22 protein-coding genes and 1 pseudogene are annotated in these 22,763 nt (G+C 61.2%); 12 read left to right on the top strand and 11 right to left on the bottom strand.

Going from position 1 to position 22,763, the window contains the following annotated elements:
- From AC07XM_RS26270 to AC07XM_RS26230, 9 genes and pseudogenes are all read left to right on the top strand, one after another.
- The coding region (locus AC07XM_RS26270; RefSeq protein WP_495045820.1) for a thiamine pyrophosphate-dependent enzyme at positions 1-675 on the top strand (675 nt) is incomplete at its 5' end.
- A 654-nt stretch (positions 676-1,329) separates the two neighbouring features.
- Positions 1,330-2,232 (top strand): nitrilase family protein, encoded by a 903-nt coding sequence (locus AC07XM_RS26265; RefSeq protein WP_102689923.1) that lies wholly within the window; start codon positions 1,330-1,332, stop codon positions 2,230-2,232.
- A pseudogene (locus AC07XM_RS26260) lies at positions 2,187-2,426 on the top strand (hypothetical protein); the annotation flags it as partial. The gene AC07XM_RS26265 and the pseudogene AC07XM_RS26260, both read left to right, overlap by 46 nt.
- Positions 2,423-3,412 carry an asparaginase gene (locus AC07XM_RS26255; RefSeq protein WP_102689922.1) on the top strand — a complete coding sequence of 330 codons (990 nt, stop codon included), beginning with the start codon at positions 2,423-2,425 and terminating at the stop codon, positions 3,410-3,412. The pseudogene AC07XM_RS26260 and the gene AC07XM_RS26255, both read left to right, overlap by 4 nt.
- Before the next feature lie 91 nt (positions 3,413-3,503).
- Positions 3,504-4,055, top strand: a complete 552-nt coding sequence (locus AC07XM_RS26250) for a UPF0149 family protein (protein WP_016488699.1) — start codon at positions 3,504-3,506, stop codon at positions 4,053-4,055.
- A 166-nt stretch (positions 4,056-4,221) separates the two neighbouring features.
- The gene (locus tag AC07XM_RS26245) at positions 4,222-4,851 is read left to right on the top strand and encodes a glutathione S-transferase family protein (RefSeq protein ID WP_102689921.1); all 630 of its coding nucleotides are present in this window, start codon (positions 4,222-4,224) and stop codon (positions 4,849-4,851) included.
- Between the two features lie 27 nt (positions 4,852-4,878).
- Entirely contained in the window at positions 4,879-6,915 is a 2,037-nt protein-coding gene (locus AC07XM_RS26240; RefSeq protein WP_102689920.1) for a pyridoxamine 5'-phosphate oxidase family protein, read from the top strand.
- An 88-nt stretch (positions 6,916-7,003) separates the two neighbouring features.
- Complete coding sequence (locus AC07XM_RS26235; RefSeq protein ID WP_049275914.1) at positions 7,004-7,900, top strand: LysR family transcriptional regulator; 897 nt, start codon at positions 7,004-7,006, stop codon at positions 7,898-7,900.
- A 157-nt stretch (positions 7,901-8,057) separates the two neighbouring features.
- Positions 8,058-9,353, top strand: coding sequence for an MFS transporter (locus AC07XM_RS26230; RefSeq protein WP_102689919.1), 1,296 nt, complete (start codon positions 8,058-8,060; stop codon positions 9,351-9,353).
- A 133-nt stretch (positions 9,354-9,486) separates the two neighbouring features.
- Here the strand turns inward: AC07XM_RS26230 and AC07XM_RS26225 are convergent, their stop codons facing one another.
- The 8 genes from AC07XM_RS26225 to AC07XM_RS26190 form a co-directional block, all read right to left on the bottom strand.
- Positions 9,487-10,356 carry an aldose 1-epimerase gene (locus AC07XM_RS26225; protein ID WP_102689918.1) on the bottom strand — a complete coding sequence of 290 codons (870 nt, stop codon included), beginning with the start codon at positions 10,354-10,356 and terminating at the stop codon, positions 9,487-9,489.
- Between the two features lie 24 nt (positions 10,357-10,380).
- On the bottom strand, positions 10,381-11,304 hold the full coding sequence (locus tag AC07XM_RS26220) for an EamA family transporter (protein ID WP_102690351.1): 924 nt from the start codon (positions 11,302-11,304) through the stop codon (positions 10,381-10,383).
- Between the two features lie 154 nt (positions 11,305-11,458).
- Positions 11,459-12,739, bottom strand: a complete 1,281-nt coding sequence (locus AC07XM_RS26215) for a TRAP transporter large permease (protein ID WP_016488692.1) — start codon at positions 12,737-12,739, stop codon at positions 11,459-11,461.
- The gene (locus AC07XM_RS26210) at positions 12,740-13,267 is read right to left on the bottom strand and encodes a TRAP transporter small permease (RefSeq protein ID WP_003254832.1); all 528 of its coding nucleotides are present in this window, start codon (positions 13,265-13,267) and stop codon (positions 12,740-12,742) included.
- Between the two features lie 66 nt (positions 13,268-13,333).
- Complete coding sequence (locus tag AC07XM_RS26205) at positions 13,334-14,305, bottom strand: TRAP transporter substrate-binding protein (protein WP_016488691.1); 972 nt, start codon at positions 14,303-14,305, stop codon at positions 13,334-13,336.
- 64 nt (positions 14,306-14,369) lie between these two features.
- Positions 14,370-15,251 (bottom strand): glucurono-1,5-lactonase, encoded by an 882-nt coding sequence (locus AC07XM_RS26200; RefSeq protein WP_016488690.1) that lies wholly within the window; start codon positions 15,249-15,251, stop codon positions 14,370-14,372.
- A gap of 25 nt (positions 15,252-15,276) precedes the next feature.
- A complete protein-coding gene (locus tag AC07XM_RS26195; protein WP_023047838.1) occupies positions 15,277-16,083 on the bottom strand; it encodes an NAD-dependent epimerase/dehydratase family protein in 807 nt (268 codons plus the stop codon).
- Positions 16,084-16,322: 239 nt separating this feature from the next.
- Positions 16,323-17,561: an OprD family porin gene (locus AC07XM_RS26190; RefSeq protein ID WP_004577198.1), complete on the bottom strand. Its 1,239-nt coding sequence runs from the start codon at positions 17,559-17,561 to the stop codon at positions 16,323-16,325.
- A 719-nt stretch (positions 17,562-18,280) separates the two neighbouring features.
- Between AC07XM_RS26190 and AC07XM_RS26185 the strand changes: the two genes are divergently transcribed.
- Positions 18,281-18,520, top strand: coding sequence for a type II toxin-antitoxin system RelB/DinJ family antitoxin (locus tag AC07XM_RS26185; protein ID WP_023047837.1), 240 nt, complete (start codon positions 18,281-18,283; stop codon positions 18,518-18,520).
- Positions 18,510-18,797, top strand: coding sequence for a type II toxin-antitoxin system RelE family toxin (locus tag AC07XM_RS26180; protein ID WP_023047836.1), 288 nt, complete (start codon positions 18,510-18,512; stop codon positions 18,795-18,797). The genes AC07XM_RS26185 and AC07XM_RS26180 overlap by 11 nt, the downstream gene beginning before the upstream one ends.
- A gap of 301 nt (positions 18,798-19,098) precedes the next feature.
- On the opposite strand, the gene AC07XM_RS26175 is transcribed toward AC07XM_RS26180, so the two are convergent.
- Positions 19,099-19,635: a BRO-N domain-containing protein gene (locus tag AC07XM_RS26175; RefSeq protein WP_096426674.1), complete on the bottom strand. Its 537-nt coding sequence runs from the start codon at positions 19,633-19,635 to the stop codon at positions 19,099-19,101.
- A gap of 240 nt (positions 19,636-19,875) precedes the next feature.
- Between AC07XM_RS26175 and AC07XM_RS26170 the strand changes: the two genes are divergently transcribed.
- Positions 19,876-20,739 (top strand): FRG domain-containing protein, encoded by an 864-nt coding sequence (locus tag AC07XM_RS26170; protein ID WP_096426673.1) that lies wholly within the window; start codon positions 19,876-19,878, stop codon positions 20,737-20,739.
- Positions 20,740-20,825: 86 nt separating this feature from the next.
- Here AC07XM_RS26170 and AC07XM_RS26165 read toward each other — a convergent pair whose 3' ends face one another.
- Positions 20,826-22,076, bottom strand: coding sequence for a ribonucleotide-diphosphate reductase subunit beta (locus AC07XM_RS26165; protein WP_016488688.1), 1,251 nt, complete (start codon positions 22,074-22,076; stop codon positions 20,826-20,828).
- A 506-nt stretch (positions 22,077-22,582) separates the two neighbouring features.
- Entirely contained in the window at positions 22,583-22,717 is a 135-nt protein-coding gene (locus tag AC07XM_RS26160) for a hypothetical protein (protein WP_023048542.1), read from the bottom strand.
- Positions 22,718-22,763 lie beyond the last annotated feature (46 nt).

Raw genomic sequence — 22,763 nt, 5'->3', positions numbered from 1 at the left:
CTGAACGACACGTCGCACTGGGACTTCACCCGCCTGCTGGCCATCCGTGAAGCCAACGAAGCGCAGATCGCCGAAGGGGCTGACGACAACCGCTTCCCGGTCTACCCGCAGCGCCTGGTAGCCGACATCCGTCGCGTACTGCCGTCCGAAGGCATCGTTGCCCTGGACAACGGCATCTACAAGATCTGGTTCGCCCGTAACTACAAGGCGCACAAGCCGAACACCGTGCTGCTGGACAACGCCCTGGCGACCATGGGCGCCGGCCTGCCATCGGCCATGGCGGCACACTTGGTGCACCCTGACCGCCCGGTGATCTCGGTGTGCGGCGACGGCGGCTTCATGATGAACAGCCAGGAACTGGAAACCGCAGTACGCCTGGGCATGCACATCACCGTGGTGATCCTGCGTGATGATGGCTACGGCATGATCCGCTGGAAGCAGGCCAACATGGGCTTCACCGATTTTGGCCTGGACTACGGCAACCCGGACTTCGTCAAATACGCCGAAGCCTACGGTGCCAACGGTCACCGCGTGGAAAGTGCCGAAGGCCTGCTGCCATTGCTGGAACACTGCATCAAGACCCCGGGCGTGCACGTGATCGACTGCCCGGTCGATTACAGCGAGAACGACCGCATCCTCAACAGCGAGCTGCGTGAGCGTGCGCTGGCGGTGTAAGGCATAACGCCCGCATCGTAACTTCAAGCTGGCATCCACATGAGCCTTGCGGTTCTGTGGGTGTTGGCGGGTGGTGCATAACCACCCCTGAACTGATCTCGCAATTGGTCATTCTCAGGTTCTTCAACTCATGGAGAACACCAGAACATCACAGTTGGTTCTATAAGATTGCAGGGGATTGCCGTTTCAAGGACCTGCCTATCTGGGGCTTGCGGCCCTGGACGAAAGCTTCTTGTATCTGGACGTCGGCATGGGAGGGATCTCGCTTTATGACCACCTTCTGAAAAGAGCTGACGGGCTGCTGACAGATACGTCCGTGTGCGCGGTGCAGAGGCTGGAAAATGGCCGGGTCAGGGTCGGATATCGCCTTCTCAGTTGACGCCGGGTGGATCGAGCCGTGTTTGCGCACGGCAATTGATACGGTCATCAACCTCTGCAACAACACTTCAGCGCAATTCAATGGTGGCTTTACCCTTAAGCACTACCCACATTATCAGGTTGGGAAATAGCGGCGTACGGGGCATTTTGTAGGGGGAGTCCTACTGCGATCATGCGATTGCCCTACGGTCCCATAGGACCCTCCTGACTGTCCCTCCCAAGCCCAACATCGCTTTACTGGTGTCCTTCCAAAACAACCACAAAAAGGAAGCCGCCATGTCTGAGTCCTGTTCCCCCGTCAGCCCTGTACGTATCGCTGTCATCCAGTACGACCCCCAGGTCGGTCTTGAGCATTGTGAGCGCAACTTGGGTAATGGTCTGGCACTGGCCCGGCGCGCAGCACGCGAAGGCGCCAACCTGATAGTGCTGCCTGAGCTGGCCAATACCGGCTACACCTTCAACTCCCGCGCCGAAGCCTATGCCCATGCAGAGACGCTGCAGGACGGCCCCAGTCTGAAAGCCTGGGCAGACTTCGCCAGGGAATACCAGGTTTACCTGGCCGCAGGTTTTTCCGAGCACGACGGGCTGAAGCTCTACGACAGCGCCGTACTGTTTGGCCCTGAAGGCCGGCTCGGGCACTACCGTAAGGCGCACCTCTGGAACCAGGAAAAACTTTGGTTCACCCCCGGCGATCTGGGGTTCCCGGTATTCGAGACGCCGATTGGCCGTATCGGCCTGCTGATATGCTGGGACATATGGTTCCCGGAAGTCCCGCGTCTGATGGCGGGGCAAGGCGCCGACATCATCTGCAGCCTCAACAACTGGGTATGGACCCCGCCACCCTTGTTCGATAAAGCAGGGCGCTGCATGGCCTCGTACCTGACCATGACCGCAGCGCATGTCAACAACGTTTATATCGCCGCCGCGAACCGTGTCGGGAGCGAGCGGGGCGGGCGCTTCCTGGGGGGCTCGCTGATCGCCGGTACCAATGGCTGGCCGATCGGCGAAGTGGGCAGTGCAGAGGCCGAAGAAATTCTCTATGCCGATGTAGATCTGAGCAGTGCACGCTCGGCGCCGATCTGGAACAACCTCAACGACCTGCCGCGGGACCGGCGTATCGACCTCTACGATGCCCTACTTACATTCCGATCGTATCGGTCGTCCCGGCCGCATTGCTGACGCATGGCGGCGGCTGGCAAGTGGTGATGGCCAGCGCGGTGCTGGGTGCGCTGGTGGCTCCGCCGCTGGCGGTGGCGATCACGCAGCGCTTGCCTGCTTATGTGCATGGCTACATCGGAAACGTGGTATCGATGGCCATCAGCACCTTGGGGATCGTACCTCTGGTTGGGTTACTTGTGGGGGGAGAAGCATGAGTGAACATTCGAGCCTGCCCAGGCTGTCGATCGCCAGCCTGGGGGGCACAGTCAGTATGCAGGCGGGGGCTGTTGGGTGTGGTGTAACGCCAAGCCTCGACTGCGAGCAGCAATTGCTTAAAGTCCCCCAGTTGCGCGAGATGGCGCAGTTGAACGTAGCTTCACTGTGCCTGGTCCCGAGTGCATCGCTGGCCTTCGCGACGTTGCTGCAAGTGCTGGCATGGGCCCGGTGCGAGGTGGAGCGCGGAGCCCAGGCTGTGGTAGTGAGTCAAGGGACCGACACCCTTGAGGAAACGGCCTATTTTCTGGATCTGCTCTGGCCGTTCGATGCGCCATTGGTGATGACCGGTGCCATGCGCTCGGCCAGCCAGCCGGGCAACGATGGCCCGGCCAACCTGTTGGCTGCGGCTCAGGTTGCATTGGCACCGGGCAGCTGCGGGCGAGGTGTGCTTGTGGTGATGAATGACCAGGTCCACTGCGCGGCAAGGGTTCGCAAGACCGCCAGCATGGCGATAGCGGCATTCGAATCGCCGGGGTGTGGCCCATTGGGCGAAGTGGTGGAGGGGGCTGTGCTGTATCACCATTCGCCTGGGCGCCGGGAAGTGCTGCCGTTACCGCATCGCACCGACCAGCGCGTTGCCCTGCTGGAAGCCTGCCTGGACGCAGACACGGCGCGGCTGCACGCGGTGGCCACATCGGGTTATGAAGGCTTGGTCATCGCCGGCTTCGGCGCTGGGCATGTCAGCGCGAGTTGGTCCGATGTGCTGGAACACGTGGCGCCCACCTTGCCGGTAGTGGTGGCCACACGCACAGGTAATGGGCCAACCGCCCGGGCAACCTATGGATTTGCCGGTGCAGAGATCGATCTGCAGAAAAAAGGCGTGCACATGGCCGGGCAACTCTGCCCGCGCAAGTGCCGCATCTTGCTGTGGCTGCTGATCGGCACCGACCGGCGACATGAGCTGCAGGACTGGTTGCACGCCTGACCGATCTGCCCGCGCCATGTATCACGCGGGCAGCCCTTGCGGCCTTGCTGTGCTAGGGTGCACACACTTTTGCTTCCCAGGATTCTGACCCATGCTCCCCGTACTCAGCGAAAAAGAACTCGACCGTCTCGAAGACCTGTTGATCACCTACGGCAACGACTATTCCGTGCTGAACCTGGCCGAGCTCAATGGCTTTTTCACAGCACTGGCCAGCTCGCCGGTGACCGTTTTCCCCGAGCAATGGCTGCCCGCAGTGGCCGGTGGCAAGGTACCGAAGTTCAAGAAGCCAGCGCACGAGGAAGCGTACACCGCGTTGATGTTGCGCTATGCCAATCAGGTGAATGAGGAACTGTCTGACAACGTCGACCATTTCGAGCCGCTGTTCGAGGAAACCGAGGGCGAGGCAGGCACGGTGATCGTTCTGGAGGAGTGGTGCTTCGGCTATATGCGCGGCACCCAGGTTGCCGGTTGGGGCGAGTTGCCGCCAGAGCAGGACCCATTGCTCAAGGCCATTTCCCTGCATGGGCTTGAAGATAACTTCGAGCTGCTAGACCAGATGAGCGAAGCCGATATCCAGGACTGTGTTCCGCAGGTGGTCGAGGCTGCACGTGGATTGTTCCGGCATTTCAAGAAGTTGCACTGACCTGATGTTTGTTTGCTAGCGCTGGCCTGCCCGTACTTGCGCAGAGGAAACCATTATTCCGCCCCGCGAAATTATGGTTTCCCTTGCGCGCTGATTCTGCTGCCAGCCGATCCAGTGCAGCATAGGCTCCACCAGCCCATCCCGGTGCTGACCAGGAGCAAAACCCATGTCGAACCCGATCAAGCTCTACAACTTCCCCAAGTCTGGCCATGCCCATCGCATCGAATTGATGCTCTCGCTGCTCAACCTGCCCACCGAGCTGGTGTTCGTCGACCTGGCCAAAGGCGCGCACAAGCAGCCGGATTTTCTGGCCCTCAACCCGTTCGGCCAAGTCCCGGTCATCGATGACAACGGCACGGTGATCGCCCATTCCAATGCCATCCTCGTCTACCTGGCCAAAAAGTACGACAACGGCACCTGGTTGCCCGAAGAACCCGCTGCCGCCGCCCGTGTGCAGCGCTGGTTGTCGGTGGCTGCCGGCCCGCTGGCCTTTGGCCCCGCTGCTGCGCGCCTGGTGACCGTGTTCGGCGCTGCGTTCAACACCGACGAAGTCATTGCCCGTGCCCATACCCTGCTCAAGGTGATCGACGCCGAGCTGGTCAAGGCGCCATTCCTGGCGGGCAGCACGCCCACCATCGCCGACATCGCCAACTACTCGTACATCGCCCACGCCCCCGAAGGCAACGTGTCGCTGGAGCCCTATGCCAACGTGCGCAGTTGGCTGGCACGGATCGAGTCGCTGCCGGGCTTCGTGCCCATGCCACGTACTGTGATCGGGCTGCAGACCAGCGCCTGATACCTCGCCTTCGAGAGGAACGCCACCATGCAACAGCCCCCGGACCACCGCCCCTCGCCCTGGCATGCGGGCGAGAAGACCCTGCAGGAAAAGGCCGGTGTAGCAGAGCGCATGGAGGCGTTCGGGCAAAAGGTCATTCGTGACTACATGCCCGACCAGCACCGTAGTTTCTATCACCAGTTGCCGTTCATGGTCGCCGCCAGTGTGGACGCCTTGGGTCGGCCTTGGGCCACCCTGCTGGAAGGGCCGGAAGGGTTCGTCAGTTCGCCCGACCCTCGCGTGCTGACGATCGACACCACGCTGCCAGCAGATGACCCCGCCACGCCGGGGCTGGTAGCCGGGCAGGCGGTCGGCCTGCTGGGTATCGAACTGCACACCCGTCGGCGCAATCGCATCAACGGGCAGATCCGCCAGGCTGCCGAAGGGCAACTGCAGGTGAGGGTGGAGCAGTCGTTCGGCAACTGCCCGCAGTACATCCAGTTGCGTGACTACACCCGTGTCGCCGAGCCCGCCCAGGCGCGTGTCGATGCGACAACGCTGGACGCCAAAAGCGTCAGCATGATCCAGGCCGCCGACACGTTCTTTGTCGCCAGCTATGTCGAGCAGGGTGACAGCCAGCGCTCTGTGGATGTCTCTCACCGTGGCGGCCGGCCAGGGTTCGTCAAGGTCGAGGGTAATCGGCTGATCATTCCCGACTACGCGGGCAACCTGCACTTCAACACCTTGGGCAACTTGTTGGTGAACCCGCGGGCCGGCTTGCTGTTCATCGACTTCAGCAACGGCAACGTGCTGCAGCTGTGCGGGCGTGCCGAGGTGCTGCTGGACAGCCCGGCCATCCAGGCCTTCGAAGGTGCCGAGCGGCTGTGGACGCTGGAAGTGGAGCAGGTAGTGTGGCGCCCGGCGGCGGTTTCCCTGCGTTGGGCGTTCAAGGAGTACGCACCGACCAGCCTGATGACGGGCACCTGGGCCGAGGCAGATGCACGCCTGCAGCAACGCCAGCGACAGCGTCAATGGCAGGCCTGGCGTGTGCTGCGGGTGGAGCAGGAGAGCCGCGATATCCGCTCGTTCTACCTTGAACCGCCGAGTGATGGCAGTGTGGCCTTTGCGCCAGGGCAACACATTCCGGTGCACGTGCAGATCGACGGTGAGGCCGCGATGATCCGGACCTACAGCTTGTCGAGCGCACCGTCCGATGGCTACCTGCGTATCAGCGTAAAAGCGCAGGGGCCCGCCTCTCGGCACCTGCATGAGCGCGTCAAGCCAGGTGATGTGCTGGATGTGCGCGCGCCTATGGGCAGTTTCACACTGGATGAGCAGAGTACGCGCCCGCTTGTGCTGATTGGCGCGGGTGTGGGGATCACGCCGTTGCTGGCCATGCTGCGTGAGCAATTGCGCAAAGGTCAGGCACGGCGAATTCATTTGTTTCATGGTGCTCGCAGCCTCGCCGACTTGCCATTCGGGCGGGAACTGGCGGGCCTGCGCCAACAGGCCGGGGGCTTGCTACACGTTCATCGCGCCCTGAGTCAGCCAGAAGACCATGCCGTGGTCGGGCAGGATTATGAGTTTGTCGGCCGGCTGAGTATCGAGCAGGTCAAGGCGACGCTGGCGCTGGACGACTACGATTTCTACCTGTGCGGCCCGGGCAGTTTCACTCAGGACCTGTATGAAGGGCTGCGTTCGGTGCATGTGCCCGATGCGCGCATTCACGCTGAAGCCTTTGGGCCGTCGACGCTGCGGCGGCACACGGATGCAGGCCAACCTACCTGGCAACAGCCGCCCTCGGCAAGCGAGCCAGTACCCGTGTACTTCGCAGCGTCGGCCAAGGAAGCGCGATGGGTACCGGGCAGCGGCACCCTGCTGGAGCTGGCCGAGGCACGGGGGCTTGCGCCCGAGTTCAGTTGCCGGGGTGGGTCGTGCGGTACCTGCAAGACCAGGCTGGTAAGCGGCCAGGTGCATTATCCGAACCCGCCGGCAGAGCTGCCGGAGGCGGGATCGGTGCTGATCTGTTGTGCGGTGCCGGCGCAGGTGGAGGAGGGGGTACAGGCGCTGGTGCTGGATATCTGATATGCCTGTCCTGGCCTCATCGCCGGCAGGCAGCACAGAACAGCCGAATATCCGATAATCCTGGCACCCCAAATACTCAGGAGCCCGCATGGACCAGATCCACCTGATGAAGGTGTTCGTCGCGGTAGGTGAGCTGGAAAGCTTCGCCGCTGCTGCCCGGCGCCTGGACATTTCCCCGGCCGCCGTCACCCGCGCCGTCAGTGCCCTGGAAGACCAGCTTGGGGTCAAGTTGCTGCTGCGCACTACCCGTAGTGTGCGGTTGACCGAAGCTGGCGGCCGCTACCTGGAGGACACCCGGCATATTCTGGCCAGTATCCATGAGGCTAACGAAGCGGCCGCCGGCATTAACGCCACCCCCAAAGGCGACCTGGCAGTAACCGCCCCGATTCTGTTCGGCAAGAAGTTTGTCATGCCGTGTATCGTCCGCTACCTGCAGCAGTACCCGGACGTCGATGTTTCTGCCTACTTCCTCGACCGCGTGGTGAACATGGTCGAGGAGGGCATGGACGTGGCCGTGCGCATCGGCCCATTGCCCGACTCCGGGTTGAAGGCGTTGCGGGTCGGCAGGGTACGGCGCATGTTGTGTGCGTCCCCCGACTACCTGGCGCGCCATGGCGTGCCGAAGCATCCCTCCGACCTGGCCGGGCATGCCGTGATCGGCACCACCAACCTGTCGCCCCGTGCCGGCTGGCGCTTTGGCGTGACTGAAGAGCCAACCCTGGTGCGCATGAAGCCGCGCCTGACGGTGACCAGCAATGACGGGGCGATCGCTGCCGCCAGCGGCGGGCTGGGGATTGCCCGCCTGTTGTCGTACCAGGTGGCAGATGAGCTGGCCAGTGGGCAGTTGCAGGTGATCCTGGCGGAGTACGAGGAGGCGCCCTGGCCGATTCATGTGTTGCATCGCGAGAGCAAGTACGGCTCTGCCAAGGTCAGGGCCTTCATCGACATGCTAGCGCAGGCGCTGCGGGCCCAACAGCTGGACTGAGATCGTACAACACGGGGCGAAACATTAAGAAATAATAAGTGTTGTACGATGACCTATGACGTGGCACTCTTTCGCCTGAAACAATTTGTCGCAAATACCGCTGCCGGTGTTCGCGCCAATCGCTCGCCAGTCTAAAAACAAGAAATTCAGGTGAACCATGAAGATGAAAGGCATCCGTTGGTGGATGGTCAGCCTTGTCACGGCTGGGCTCGTCGTCAACTACCTCGCCCGCAACACCCTCTCGGTGGCCGCCCCCACCTTGATGACCGACCTCTCCATCAGTACCGAACAATACGCCAAGATCGTCGCCAGTTGGCAGGTGTGCTACGCCCTCATGCAGCCGGTAGCCGGCTGGTTCATTGATTTCATTGGCACCAAGCTGGGCTTTGCCGTGTTCGCCATGGCCTGGTCGCTGGCCTGTGCTGGCGCGGCCCTGGCCACCGGCTGGCAGAGCATGGCCTTCATGCGCGGGCTGCTGGGCATGACCGAAGCCGCCGGCTTGCCGGCCGGGGTCAAGGCAACCACCGAGTGGTTCCCGGCCAAGGAGCGCTCGGTGGCGATCGGCTGGTTCAATATCGGCTCATCGCTGGGCGCCTTGCTGGCACCGCCGCTGGTGGTGTGGGCGATTCTGCACAGTGGCTGGCAGCTGGCATTCGTGATTGTTGGCGTCTCCGGCATCGTCTGGACCCTGCTGTGGATGCTGTTGTACAAGCACCCGCGCGACCAGAAACGCCTGAGTGATGAGGAGCGCGACTACATCCTGGCCGGGCAGGAAGCGCACTTCAAACAGGACAGCCGCGAGAAGGGCGCGTGGAAGCGCATCTTCAAGGCGCGCAACTTCTACGCCATCGCATCGGCGCGGATCCTCTCCGAGCCGGCCTGGCAAACCTTCAATGCCTGGATTCCACTGTACCTGATGACCGAGCGGCACATGAACATCAAGGAAGTGGCGATGTTCGCCTGGCTGCCGTTCCTGGCTGCCGATATCGGTTGTGTGCTGGGTGGGTATCTGAGCCCGCTGTTCCACCGCTACTTCAAGGTGTCGTTGTTCACCTCGCGCAAGATGGTCCTGGTGTTTGGGGCCAGTTGCATGATCGGCCCGGCCTGCATCGGCCTGGTGGAAAGCCCTTACACGGCGATCCTGTTGCTGTGCATTGGCGGGTTTGCCCACCAGACGCTGTCAGGGGCGCTGTACTCCATCACTTCCGACTCGTTCAGCAAGGACCAGGTGGCCACGGCGACCGGCATGGGCGGCATGTGCGGTTACCTGGGGGCAGCAGCGTTTACCCTGGTGTTCGGGGTGCTTGTCACGCAGATTGGCTACAGCCCGCTGTTCGTGGTGCTGGCGGCGTTCGATATTGTGGCGGCAGTGCTGGTGTGGAAGGTGGCGCGGGAGGTGCGGGGAGATATATCCAGCAAGCCAATGGTGAGGGCTACCGAGGCATTGGCTTAAGGCGTGAGAATTTGGGGCCGCTTTGCGGCCCATCGCTGGCAAGCCAGGCTCCCACAGGTACTGCGCATCTGGTCGGGTGGGAGCTGGCTTGCCGGCGATGGGCTGCGCAGCAGCCCCCATCAAGGCAACACAATCAAAGGGGTCGATACTGCATCCTGAACCCCAGGCTCATTCCTTCCCCCCGCTGCAACAACCGCAACCCCGGCCGCCCTGGCAGGTGATGCGCATTGACCGGGTGGCTTACCGGTTCAAAGCAGAAAAAACCTTGCCCCTGCGGGCAAAACAGCAAGAATTGCTCAGCCCCGCTGGCACTGCACGCCAGTCGATAACCCGCGCTTGGCTGTTCGATCACACACTCTCCGGGCCAGCCACTGAAGGCATGATCGACCACCGTCTCGGGCAAACGGCCCAAGGCATTGAAGCACCACTGCTCGGGCACCTGGGCCTGGTACGACGGCAAACGCCCGGGCTCGGCCAGCCACACCTTGCGTGCCGTGGCATACAGCTGGGTATCGGGATACCGCGGAAAGTAAGGGTGCAACCCCAAGCCATACCAGGTTGCCGCCTCATCCAGATGGGTGACATGCAGGTCCAGGTTCAGGCCCCCCTCGTGCAAGTGCACGTCCAGCGTGGCCAGGTAGGCAAACGGCACTTCACTGTGCAGCGTCAGGCGCGCGCGTCGCTCGCTGTGGTGCTCCACCTGCCAGGCCTGCTGCCAGGCACTGCCATGAATCGGATAAGGGTCATGCCCGGTATTCGGTGCCAGTAGCTGCCAACCCTCGGGCCGGGCAAAACCACCCTCCGCAATACGGTTGGACCAAGGCGCCAGCGGGTAGCAGGCGAGGCGTCGTGGCGTACCACTTTCCAATGCGGCCAGGTCGGAATGGCGCAGCAGCGCTTGCCCGCTCGCTTTCACTTCCCAGTTGACCAGGCTGGCGCCCAGCTCCGGAGCCAGGCTCAGGCGGGTCAGGCGGTCCTGCAGGTGCAGTTCGGTCACAGCCATTCAAGGCTCCTTTCAGATGAACAATCAACTGGCCCGACGGTAGGTGAGCAGCACGATGCCGCACACCACCACGGCGCCGCCGAGTAATTGCAGGGTGCCGAGCTGCTGGTCGAGCAAGGCCCAGCCCAGCAGCAGTGTGGCGATGGGCTCGACGTTCATCACCGGTGCGTTCTGCGCCATGTTCAGCTTTGGTACGCAGACGAACAGCAAGGTGAAGGCCAGGCCATACAGCACCACCAGGCAGGCCAGAGCCACCCAGCCACTGCTGCTGCCCGGCAGTGACAAGCCTGACGGCATCACGCCGCTTGCGCCTGCAACCAGCATGCTGGAGAACACGATCAGCAAGGTCAGCAGGCTGCGCACGGGGCCGCGCACGCTGGCCAGCTTGTGGTCGGTGATCCACAAGGCGCAGGCAAAGGCACAGGCGGCGCCAAAGGCCAGGCTGACCCCAGGCACCCAGTGCGGGTTGGCCACGCTGCTGTCGGCCAGGCGTGCCGGCACATCCAGCGCCAGCACCAGGCCGCACAGGATCAGGCCCATGAACAGCACGGTGCGGCCCGTGGGGCGAGCGCCGCCCAGCGCCCAGGTGAGCAGCGCCAGCAGCATCGGGAAGGTGTTGCCCACCAGCAGCGCCAGGGCTACCGGAATGCGCGCCACCGCCGAGTACAGGCACAGGCTTTGGGTGGCGATCAGCAGGCCGAGCAGCAGTTGCCAGTGCCGGGTGCCTGCGGGCAGGCCCAGCGCCTGGCGTTGCCACAACAGCAGGCAGGCCAGCACCAGCAAGGTGATGCCTGAGCGGCAGAGAATCGCCAGCAGCACGCCGGTGCCGTCATCGAAGGCAATGCGCGCGGCGATGTGGTTGCCGGCGAATGAACAGGCCAGCAGGGCGAGCAGGGCGATGGCCAGTTTGCGCGGGAATAGAGGTACAGCCGAGGAGGGAACAGCCATGTGCAGGATCCATTTGCAGAAAGAACCAGAGGGCTGCTTTGCAGCCCATCGCCGGCAAGCCAGCTCCCACAGGGGTTGCGCAGGGCTGGAAGGCTGCACAATCCTGTGGGAGCTGGCTTGCCGGCGATGGGGCGCAGAGCGGCCCCGATTGCAGTTACAGCACCACGCTAGGCAGCCACAGGGAGATGGCCGGTATGTAAGTCACCGCCATCAGCACCAGGAACAGCGCCAGGTAGAACGGCAGCAGCGCCTTCACCGTCGACTCGATGCTCACCTTGCCGATGGCCGAGCCCACGAACAGCACGGCGCCCACCGGTGGCGTTATCAGCCCGATCCCCAGGTTCACCAGCATGATCATGCCGAAGTGCACCGGGTCTACACCAATACCGGTAATCACCGGCAGCAGGATCGGCGTAAGGATCAGGATCAGCGGCGCCATGTCCATCACCGTGCCCAGCAGCAACAGCATGAAGTTGATGCACATCAGGATCACATAGCGGTTGTCCGACAGGGTCAGGAACGCCGTGGTGATCTTCGACGGGATCTGCATCAGGGTCATCACGTAGCCGAAGCTGGCGGCGAAGCCGATCAGGATCATCACGATGGAGATGGTCCGTACCGTGCGGTGCATCAGCTTGGGCAGGTCGCGCCACTTGTAGTCGCGGTAGATGAACATGGTCACGAAGAATGACCACACCACCGCCACGGCTGCCGATTCGGTCGCGGTGAACACGCCCGACAGGATGCCGCCGAGGATGATGACCATGGCCATCAGGCCCCACAGCGCCTCACCGGCAATCTTCAACGCCTGGCGCAGCGGGATCACTTCGCCCTTGGGGTAGTTGCGCTTCTTCGCGAAGATCAGGCACAGGCCCATCATCACCGCGCTCAGCAGCAAGCCGGGCATCACGCCCGCCATGAACAGCGAGGCAATGGATACCGTGCCGCCCGCCGCCAGCGAGTACAGCACTGAGTTGTGACTGGGCGGGGTCAGCAGCGCCTGCACCGAGCCACTGACGGTCACGGCGGTTGAGAATTCACGCGGGTAACCTTTGCGCTCCATCTCCGGGATAAGCACAGAGCCCACCGAGGCGGTGTCGGCCACCGACGAGCCGGAAATTGCGCCGAAGAAGGTCGAGGCCATGATGTTGACCAGCGACAGGCCGCCACGCACGAAGCCCACCAGCACCCCGGCAAAGGCCACCAGCCGTCGTGACATGCCGCCTTCGGCCATGATTGCGCCGGCCAGCACGAAGAACGGAATGGCCAGCAGCGAGAACTTGTTAACCCCACTGGCCACCTGGATCATCATCGCTTGCAGCGGGATGTCGATCCACCAGGCGCCGATCAGCGCCGACAGGCCCAGGGCGTAGGCCACCGGCATACCGATCAGAATCAGCACGATGAAACTGCCCAACAGAATGAACGCTTCCATTTATGCAGCTCCTTCGTTTTCTTCGACCAGGTCAAAGCGCACGACCTTGCGGTTGCTCTGATCGCCCAGCAGGAGTTTTTCCAGCACGAACACCAGCGTCAGCACGCCGCCGACCGGGATCGGCGCGTAGGTCATGCCAACCCGCACACCGGGCAGCGAGGCCAGCGACTGGTTCCAGGTGGTGATGCACAGCCGGGTGCCGTAATAGGTCATGAACACGCACACCACGATCATCAGCAGTTGTACCAGCAGGGCGACCAACTGGCGCTGCAGCGGCGGCAACCGGTCGGTGATCATCCCCACCGCCATGTGCGCCCCGGCGCGATAGCTGGCGGCGGCACCAACGAAGGTGAACACCACCATCAGCAGGATCGAGACTGGCTCTGGCCAGCTGGAGCCGGTGCCCAGCACGTAGCGGGCGAAGATGCCCCACGGGATGATCAGCGTCATGGCCAGGATCGACAGGCCCGCGATCCAGATGCAGCTGCGGTACAGCGTGTCGTTCACGCTCAGGAAAAGCGATTTCATAGGCATCACCAAAGCGGCAGGGCGGCGGGCGCCGCACTGCCGAGGTCGTCTTGGAAGGGGCTGGTATTACTGGACGGCGTCGATACGCTTCATCAGGTCGGCGTACGGCGCGCCGTACTTCTCGCGTACCGAAGCGGTGGCGTCATAGAACGGCTTTTTGTCCACGGTAATGAACTCGACACCTGCGGCCTTGAGCTTCTCTTCGCTGGCGGCGGACTTGGCATCCCACAGCGCGCGTTCTTCCATCTGCGCCTCACGTGCAACCTTTTTCACCAACGCCTGCTGCTCGGGGCTGAGCTTGTTCCAGGTGGTCTTGGACATCACCACGGGTTCCGGCAGGATCAGGTGGCCGGTCAGGGTGTAGTACTTGGCGCTCTGGAAGTGGTTGTGCTCAAGCAGGGTAGGCGGGTTGTTCTCGGCGCCATCGATCACGCCGGTTTGCAGGGCGCTGAAAATTTCCCCGGTGTCCATGGCGATGCCGTTGCCGCCCATGGCGTTCATCATGTCGATGAACAGCGGGTTGCCCTGTACGCGAATTTTCATGCCCTTGAGGTCTTCCAGGCTGCGTACCGGCTTCTTCGTATAGATGCTGCGCGAGCCGCCGTCCATCCAGGCCAGGGCTACCAGGTTGAAATCGGAGTTGGTGATCTTGTCGAGGATTTCCTGGCCGATCTCGCCGTCGATGATCTTGCGCATGTGATCATGGTCGCGGAACACGAACGGCATGTTGAACACGTTCACATCCGGCACCACCGGGCCGACGATCCCCAGGCTGACGCGGGTCATCTGCACGGCACCGATCTGCGCCTGTTCGATCACTTCCTTTTCCGAACCCAGCACACCGCCGGCAAACATCTTGAAGGTGATGTCGCCATTACTGGCCTGCTCGAGCTTTTTGCCCATGTTCTGTTCGGCGACCACGGTCGGGTAGCCGGCCGGGTGAATTTCGGCGAACTTGATGTCCAGTGCCGAAGCAGGCATGGCCACGCTAAAGGCAAACGGGAGTACGGCAAGGAGTAGCTTGCGTTTGAACGTCATGATGAAACTCCGTGGTTTTTATTATCCGGTTTCGTGTGTGCAAGTGTGGGTGCGGCAAGGGGCGTCAGCCCCGGTAGGCAGGTTCCTCCAGGCCCTTGGTGCCAGGGTTGAGGGCAAATACCCCGCCAGCGAGGGGCTGGTCGCTGAGGTCTGTGCCTGCTGGGCGGATGGACGTGACGTACAGGGTGTCGAAGTTGGCGCCGCCAAAGGCGCACATTGCCGGCTTTTTCACCGGTACGCTCAGCGAGCGGTCGAGGCGCCCGTCTGGGGTGAAGCGGTGGATCTGCCCAGCATCGTTGCCGCAGATCCAGTAGCAGCCGTCCTGGTCGATGGCCGCGCCATCGGGGCGCCCTGGGTAGCCGCGCATGTCGACGAACAGCCGCTTGTTGTGCGGCGTGCCGCTGTCGATGTCGTAGTCGAAAGCCCAGACCTTCTGCACGTTGGGGTGCGAGTCGGACAGGTACATGCGCGTGCCGTCGGGGCTGAAAGCCAGGCCGTTGGGCACGATCATCCCGTCTTGCTGCAGGTGCAGCTGGCCTTCTCCATCATGGCGGTACAGCGCACCCACATGGGCACCTTGCTGCATGTCCAGCAGCATGGTGCCGGCCCAGAAGCGGCCTTGGCGGTCGCAGCGGCCATCGTTGAAGCGCATGCCGGCCTGGGCGTGCGGCACGCTGCTGAGCAGGCGGCTATCAAGGCTGCCGTCGGGCTTGGCCTGGAGCTGGAAGATGCCGCTTTCCATGCCGGCGACCCAACCCTGGCCGCTGCGGGCGATGCAGGCCAGCATCTCGTCACCCTGCCAGACCTGGTGTCTGCCATCGGCCGCTTGCCAGCAGTGCAGCTGGCGGGCGGGAATGTCGACCCAGTACAGGGCCTGCTCGCCTGGGTGCCACACGGGGCTTTCGCCTGTGCTGTTACGGGCGTCAACGATCAATTCACAGTTCATGGCCGTGCCTCCTGGCGTGCGTGGGTCAGTCGAACGGGCCGGCGACGGCGAAAGCGCCGCCCTGGTAGACCATGCTCGGGTCATCTGCGGCGGGCGCCGGCTGGGCTTCTACTGCGGCGCGGAAGGGCTCGGAGCTGTCCTTGGGCACATAGCCAAGGTGCTCGGCATGGCGGTTGTCCCACCACACGGTGCGGTTGTCGGAAGCGCCGTAGACGATGGTGTGGCCAACGTTGGGGGTGAAAAGCCCGCGCTCGATCAGCTGCACCAGGTCGTCATAGCTCAGCCACGTGCAGAGCATGCGTGGGTTCTGGGGCTGCGGGAACGACGAGCCTATGCGAATGCTGACAGTCTCGATGCCGTAGCGGTCGAAGTAGAAACTGGCGACATCCTCGCCGTAGCACTTGGACAGCCCGTAGTAACTGTCGGGGCGACGCGGGGAGTGGGCGTCGATACGCTCATCCTGGCGGTAGAAGCCGATGGTGTGGTTGGAGCTGGCGAAGATGATGCGCTTCACCCCGTGCTTGCGCGCCGCCTCGTAGACGTGGAACACGCCGCAGATGTTGGGGCCGAGAATGTCTTCGAAGGAATGTTCGGTGGACACGCCGCCGAAGTGGATGATGGCATCCACGCCTTCGACCAAGGCATGTACCGCAGCCTTGTCGGCCAGGTCACAGGTGATGACTTCTTCATGCGGGCCCGCAGCGGGGGCCATGGCGCTGATGTCGGAAAGGCGCAGGACCTCGGCGTAGCCTTGCAGGCGTTCGCGAAGGACCTTGCCCAGGCCGCCTGCGGCTCCGGTGAGCAGCAGGCGATTGAGGGGGGTAGTGGTCATGGCCGGCTCTTGTTGTTAATTGTTGTAGGTTGTCGTATGACTTTGCTGATTATTGGCGGTGGGTTCGGGTGTTGTCAATGAGGCCTGCGTCTCTTTATGGCCTGTCAGGCCCCTATCGCCGGCAAGCCAGCTCCCACAGCTACTCCACTTGGCTGGAAATTACTGCGGCCTGGTGGGAGCTGGCTTGTCGGCGATAGGGGCAAAGCGGCCCCAATTTCAATCAGTGCCGGTCTTCTCGGTTACAAGAGCGACAGCGGGTAGTTGAAGATCAGCCGGTTCTCATCGAACTCGTTATTGCTGTAATCCCGCCGAATCGACGAATTTCGCCATTTCACGCTCAAGTCCTTGAACGCTCCGCTCTGGATCACGTACGCCAGTTCGGTCTCACGCACCCACTCCTTGCCATCGGTCACGCCCCCGCTATGCACGTCGCGCCCGCTGATGTAGCGGTTCATCAGGGTCAACCCCGGTACTCCGACGGTCACAAAGTTGAAGTCATGACGCACCTGCCACGAGCGCTCGTTGGCATTGTCGAAGCTGGAGTTGTAACTGTCGTTGGCCAAGGTCCCACCGCTGGTGCCGTTTACCCGCATCCAGGTATCACCATCGACTTTCTGCAGCCCCACCCAGAACGTGCTGCCGCCGTACTTGGCCGAGAACATCCCCGAGTAGGTCTTGTTGTCCAGCTGCCCGGCGCGCTCGGAGCCGTCCTCGTCGCCATGGAAGTAACCCAGGTTCGCACCCAGGGTCCAGTCACCCACCGGCTGGCTGTGGCTCAGTTGCAGGTATTGCTGCTGGTACACGTCCTTGAGCACCGCATTCCACAGCCCCACCAGCGTGCGGTCCTGGTTGAACTTGTACTCGCCACCGACGAAGTTGAAACGGTCCGATACGCCGCCGCCGTAGCTCATGTCTTCCATGCTTGCGTCGTTGCGCGGGCTGTTGCCGCGGAACTGGCCGCCGTACAGGGTCAGCCCTGCGATTTCATTGGAGGTCACCTGCCCGCCACGGAAGGTCTGCGGCAACGAGCGACCGTCGTCCGAGCGTAGAATCGGCAGCACCGGCATCCACTCACCGATCTTCAGCTCGGTCTTGGAAATACGCGCCTTGCCCGCCACCGCCAGGCGCCCGTAGTCGTCTGCTGGCTTGCCATCGTCATGGCGCGGCAGCAACGCCGTGCCGTAGGTGCCGCCACCGCCATCGAGCTTGACCGACCACAGCCCCAGCACATCCACGCCAAACCCGATCGGGCCCTCGGTGAACCCCGAACGGGCATCGAGAATGAAGCTTTGCGTCCACTCCTCGGCCTTGCTCTGCGGGTTGCTGGGGTTGGTGAAGTTGCGGTTGATGTAGAAGTTGCGCAGCCCGAGGGTGGCCTTGCTGTCTTCGACAAAGCCCGCGGCCAGGCTGGTGCCCGGCAGGCCGGCGATGACCCCGGCGCCAAGCAGGGCGAAGGGCAGGGTGTGGCAGATTTTCATTATTGTTGTGCTCCCGAAGGGTGTGGCAGCCCGTCCACCGGGCACGCGCAAGCGGCCTGCGGCAGGGGCGGGTAGTTAACGGGCCGGTCAGGGCCAGGGGTGAATGCGCAGTAACCGGGCGCTACGTACCGGCAGGTGTACGCGAGCTGGCCGGGCGAAGAGGGGTGTGCAACAGACGTGGGTAGAGCGGGATGGGTGTCGACATGGGATCGTCCACTGATTGTTGTTTTTGTTATGTGTTGTCGTACAACTGTGGGCGATTATTAGCAAGTGAGAGGTGAGCTGTCAACGGCTGATAGCTGAGCAGGTAGGGTCCTGGTTGCTGCATTCCACGCGCCGTACGCGGGATATGGTTTACACATCAAATCCGATTGGCTGTGGACCCTGCCGTTAGCCCGCGCTATCTTCAGATCTGGCCTCGGCCTCGACCACGTAGACTGGCATGTCCAGTCCCGGCATCCTCGTTGGTGCCGTACCCCTCCTGTCGGCGTGGGCGGGGCCTCTTCCTTTTTCGCAATGCTCCCCGACTGATATCGAGCGCTCCCTGGCGCCATGGCCGCCAGCTACCTTGGCAAATCTCCCCTGCTACGCGATTCCCTGTAGGAGCGGCCTTGTGTCGCGAAAGGGCCGCACAGCGGCCCCGGCAAACAATCCACCATTGCAGAATCACCAAGATCAGTGCATTGTAATGACAATCGTCTTTACATGAGGGCCAAGTCATGGCTTCCATCAACATCCGCGTCGACGATGATCTCAAAGCCCGCGCCTACAAAGAGCTCGAGCGCCTCGGTGTAACCCCCTCCGAACTCATGCGACAGGCTCTGCAATATGTCGCCGAGCGGGGCAAGCTACCCTTCAGGCCAGTCCTGATGACCGAGGAAGATGAAGACCTCATTGCTACCGTACAAGAGCGGCTTGCTTCTGCGCAGCGCGTGAGGGTCCAGCTGGATGACCTATAGCCTCGACTTCGATGCCCGCGCATTGAAAGAGTGGAAGAAGCTGGGCGATACCGTGCGTCAGCAGTTCAAGAAGAAACTGGCAGAGGTCCTGCTGAACCCTCGAATCGAGGCAAACCGCCTTCACTCGCTGCCGGATTGCTACAAGATAAAGCTTCGCAGCAGCGGGTTTAGGCTGGTCTATCAGGTCATTGACCAAGAGGTCGTGGTTTTTGTCGTCGCTGTCGATCGCCGTGAAAGAGACCAAGCTTACAAAAAGGCTGCTGAGCGACTTGAGTAGGCTTCAAGGATTTGGCGGTCCCAGGTCGCAATCTCAAGGCAAATCACCGCCTCAGAGCTAGAGCTCTACTTCTGTGGGAGCGGGCATGCCCGCGAAGAATCCGACTCGGTGTATGGCACCGGCTTCGCCGGTGTTCGCGGCGGTTCCACGCCTCGATGAACCTGCTCCCACACGTCCCCCGTCAGCCCAGATTGCTCATGGCCAAGTCGGCTGGACCGGCTTGCCAAGTAACTTCAGCAAACCGCGGTCTCTGTGGGAGCGGGTTCACCCGCGAAGAGGCCTGCACAGGCAAAATTGCTCGCTAAACCCCATGCATTCGCAGCGCCCGCTGCGCACACTCCCGCCAACTCAATTTGCGCTTCTCCAGCGGCCCCGGTAGCTCCACTTCCCCGGCCAGCACCACCGGCATATCCCGCATCCTCACCCAAGGCTCACTCTGCCAATACAACAACGTCGCGCTTCGTCCACCAGGCCAGCACATATGCCCCAGCCGCGGCCCATCGTCCACCCCTTCAGCCTGAGCATCACGCAGTACCGCCACCACCTCATGTGTCAGCCACCGGCGCAAATGACGGTTCTCCGGCACATGGTGATGCGCCAGCAAGGTATAGGCCCCGGACTCGCTGACCATGGTGGTCTCCTGGTACTTGCCATAGCGGAGCAGTTGCACACTGCGATACTGGTCCGGGTCGAGCTTACGCATGCAGTGTTCGTCGAAGAAGTGCCCGCTCAGCCGGCCGAGTTCGTGAGCGCAGAACCAGGCTTGGGATTCGAGCCAGAGGGTGTGGAGAGGGCGGTTGTGGCGGGTGAAGAGTGTAGGTGTCTTGAGACTGTCCATGTTTGGCCATCCTGAATTGGAGAGCCGTTGCTAACGGGAACGGAATTCCGCTGCGTGTGCGTTCTTAAGCGCATGATTGGAAGCTAATGAAAAAAAGCCCAGCAGTCAATTGAGTGATGGATCTGGCGCCAATGATGGCTTTGTGATATTGCTTGGCTTCGCTGTTCGAGGTGAATTTTCTATCAGCAATGGAATTGACGAAGTTACAACGATTTCTATAGGTGAGTTAAGGACGGTTGGATGGTGAATTTGCGCGATGATATCTGGGTCAATGATGTAAGCTCCTATTTGAATGAGGTCTTTGGGCTCGGTTCTAAGCATCGGAACTCGGTTCGTTGTTATCGGGGTCAGGCTGATCTTAGTTGGGATCTGAAACCATCAGTCATGCGTGGGCTTCAGGGCGACGCAGAATATGCCATGTTTAGTGAGCTCATGCTGGAGGCGCCTTCAGAGTTTAATGGTGATAAAGCGATGTTTGATAAGTTGGTACGCGCTCAGCACTATGGGCTGCCAACTCGTCTGCTGGATGTTTCTCTAAATCCGCTTGTAAGCTTGTATTTCGCATGCTGCGAAGAGGAGCATCGAGATAAAAATGGTGTGGTCCTAATATTCGATTTTCGAAATGTTCGCGTGAAATTTTCAGATAGTGATTCCATCAGTTTGGTTTGTAATTTAGCTAGGCTCTCTGAGGTTGAGAAAAATTCTATTATCGATTTTGATGAGCGCTCAGATGATGTAGAGGGTTTTAGAGCGCTTGCTGCCATGAAGCGCCTCACCCAGTTTGTTAGAATCGAAAAGCCGTACTTTCTAGACTCGGCTAAGCCTGAGGATTTGTTCAAGTATTTTTTTGTATACCCTGCTAAAAATAATAGACGAGTAATAGCCCAGTCAGGTGCTTTTATAGCTGCTGGCTTATTGAAGTACAAGGGTCTGGAAAAGTCAGTTGGGTTTAATATTAGGAAAATAATTGTGCCGGCTGACAAGAAGTGGTCGATTGTTAAGCAGTTGGATGCGTTAAATATAAACTCTCGTACCATGTTTCCTGAGGTTGAGTTTGCGTCAAAGTATATCAAGGATAAATGGATTAAGCGGCGCGCCTGGTGAAGTGAGTTCTGGTGTTTTTCGAGTTTTCGGAAGTGCCAATAAAAAGGCTGCCAATTGGCAGCCTCCTTGATGCTCAGCCCGGATGATCAGTCCCAGCTCAACGCCCCACCAGTCTGATACTCAATCACACGCGTCTCAAAGAAGTTCTTCTCTTTCTTCAAGTCCATGATCTCGCTCATCCATGGGAACGGGTTGGTAGTCCCTGGATACTCTTCCTTCAGGCCAATCTGGGTCAAACGACGGTTGGCGATGAACTTGAGGTAGTCCTCCATCATCGCCGCGTTCATGCCCAGTACGCCGCGTGGCATGGTGTCACGGGCGTATTCGATCTCCAGCTGGGTCCCTTGCAGGATCATCTGGGTCGCTTCTTCCTTCATCGCCGCGTCCCACAGGTGCGGGTTTTCGATCTTGATCTGGTTGATCACGTCGATACCGAAGTTCAGGTGCATCGACTCGTCACGCAGGATGTACTGGAACTGCTCGGCAACGCCGGTCATCTTGTTGCGGCGGCCCATGGACAGGATCTGGGTGAAGCCGCAGTAGAAGAAGATGCCTTCCAGTACGCAGTAGTAGGCGATCAGGTTGCGCAGCAGCTCTTTGTCGGTTTCGACGGTGCCGGTGTTGAATTCCGGGTCGGAGATGGCGCGGGTGTACTTCAGGCCCCAGGCGGCTTTTTTAGCGACCGACGGGATCTCGTGGTACATGTTGAAGATTTCGCCTTCATCCATGCCCAGCGACTCGATGCAGTACTGGTAGGCGTGGGTGTGGATCGCCTCTTCGAAGGCCTGGCGCAGGATGTACTGGCGGCACTCCGGGTTGGTGATCAGGCGGTACACGGCCAGGGCCAGGTTGTTGGCAACCAGCGAGTCGGCGGTGGAGAAGAAGCCCAGGTTACGCATGACGATGCGGCGCTCGTCTTCGGTCAGGCCATCCTGGCTCTTCCACAGGGCGATGTCGGCGGTCATGTTGACCTCTTGCGGCATCCAGTGGTTGGCGCAGCCGTCCAGGTATTTCTGCCAGGCCCAGTCGTACTTGAAAGGGACCAGCTGGTTGAGGTCGGCGCGGCAGTTGATCATGCGCTTTTCATCAACAGCAACGCGGGCCGAGGAGCCTTCCAGCTCGGCCAGGCCTTCGGCAACGTCGAGGGCGTCGAGGGCAGCCTTGGCACGTTTGACGGCATCGGAGTCAGAAGCGGTGGCCGCACGGGCTTCCAGGGCGGCGGCACCACCGGCGCTGTCGAGCTTGTCGAGGGTGGCGGCGGCAGCGGCCTGCGCAGGGGTGTTGCCTTTAGCGGCTACTTCGCCGTCTTCTTTGTCGAATTCGTCCCAGCTCAGCATGGTTTGGCTCCTGCTTGAGGGTCGCCCTGGGGCAACCGGTTGGATTTAAAGAATGTGATGCCTGACGCAAGGCCGTAACGGCGAATGGACAGCTCGAGAGGCTGACTCTCGTTTACATCTGAATGTGTTCTGGCTTGTACCTGGCCAGGCCTCGGGGAGGGGCCAGGACAATGAATGGCGCTCTTTTCAGAGGGCGCAAAGTATACCGGAATTCGCCTTCGATCGGGGCGCATGTCTTGCGGGCGAGGGTAACTTTTTCGACCGGGTTTGCGTGCGTCCGTTCACGAAATGGCTGTGTTCTTCTACGGGGGGAGAGTGTAGCGCCAACCCATATCTTGTGCCAGTTTAAATTTTAAGGCACACCATATAGTGTTTCGGAGGGGTTATGTTGTGTGCCCGGGCTTCATCGCCGGCAAGCCAGCGCCCACTGGCAGCGCGCCCGGCTGCAGGGCGATGCACTACCTGTGGGAGCTGGCTTGCCGGCGATGAGGCCCGGTCAGGCAACACTAGCTGCGGTGGGTGTGCAGCGTTTCGACAATGTGTGTCTTGGGCTGCTTGCGAGCTTCTTCGACCGAGGTAAAACGACCGGTTTCAGCATTACGACCAATCTTGCGAGTAGTTGCCACTTTTTTCCGCGCCATGGGCTTGCGTCCTTTTTAGAGAGGTCTTGTCCTTTTACCGAACCGC

The organism is Pseudomonas sp. GW460-LB5, from assembly GCF_059423245.1.
This window is presented reverse-complemented; position numbering and strand designations above follow the sequence as displayed.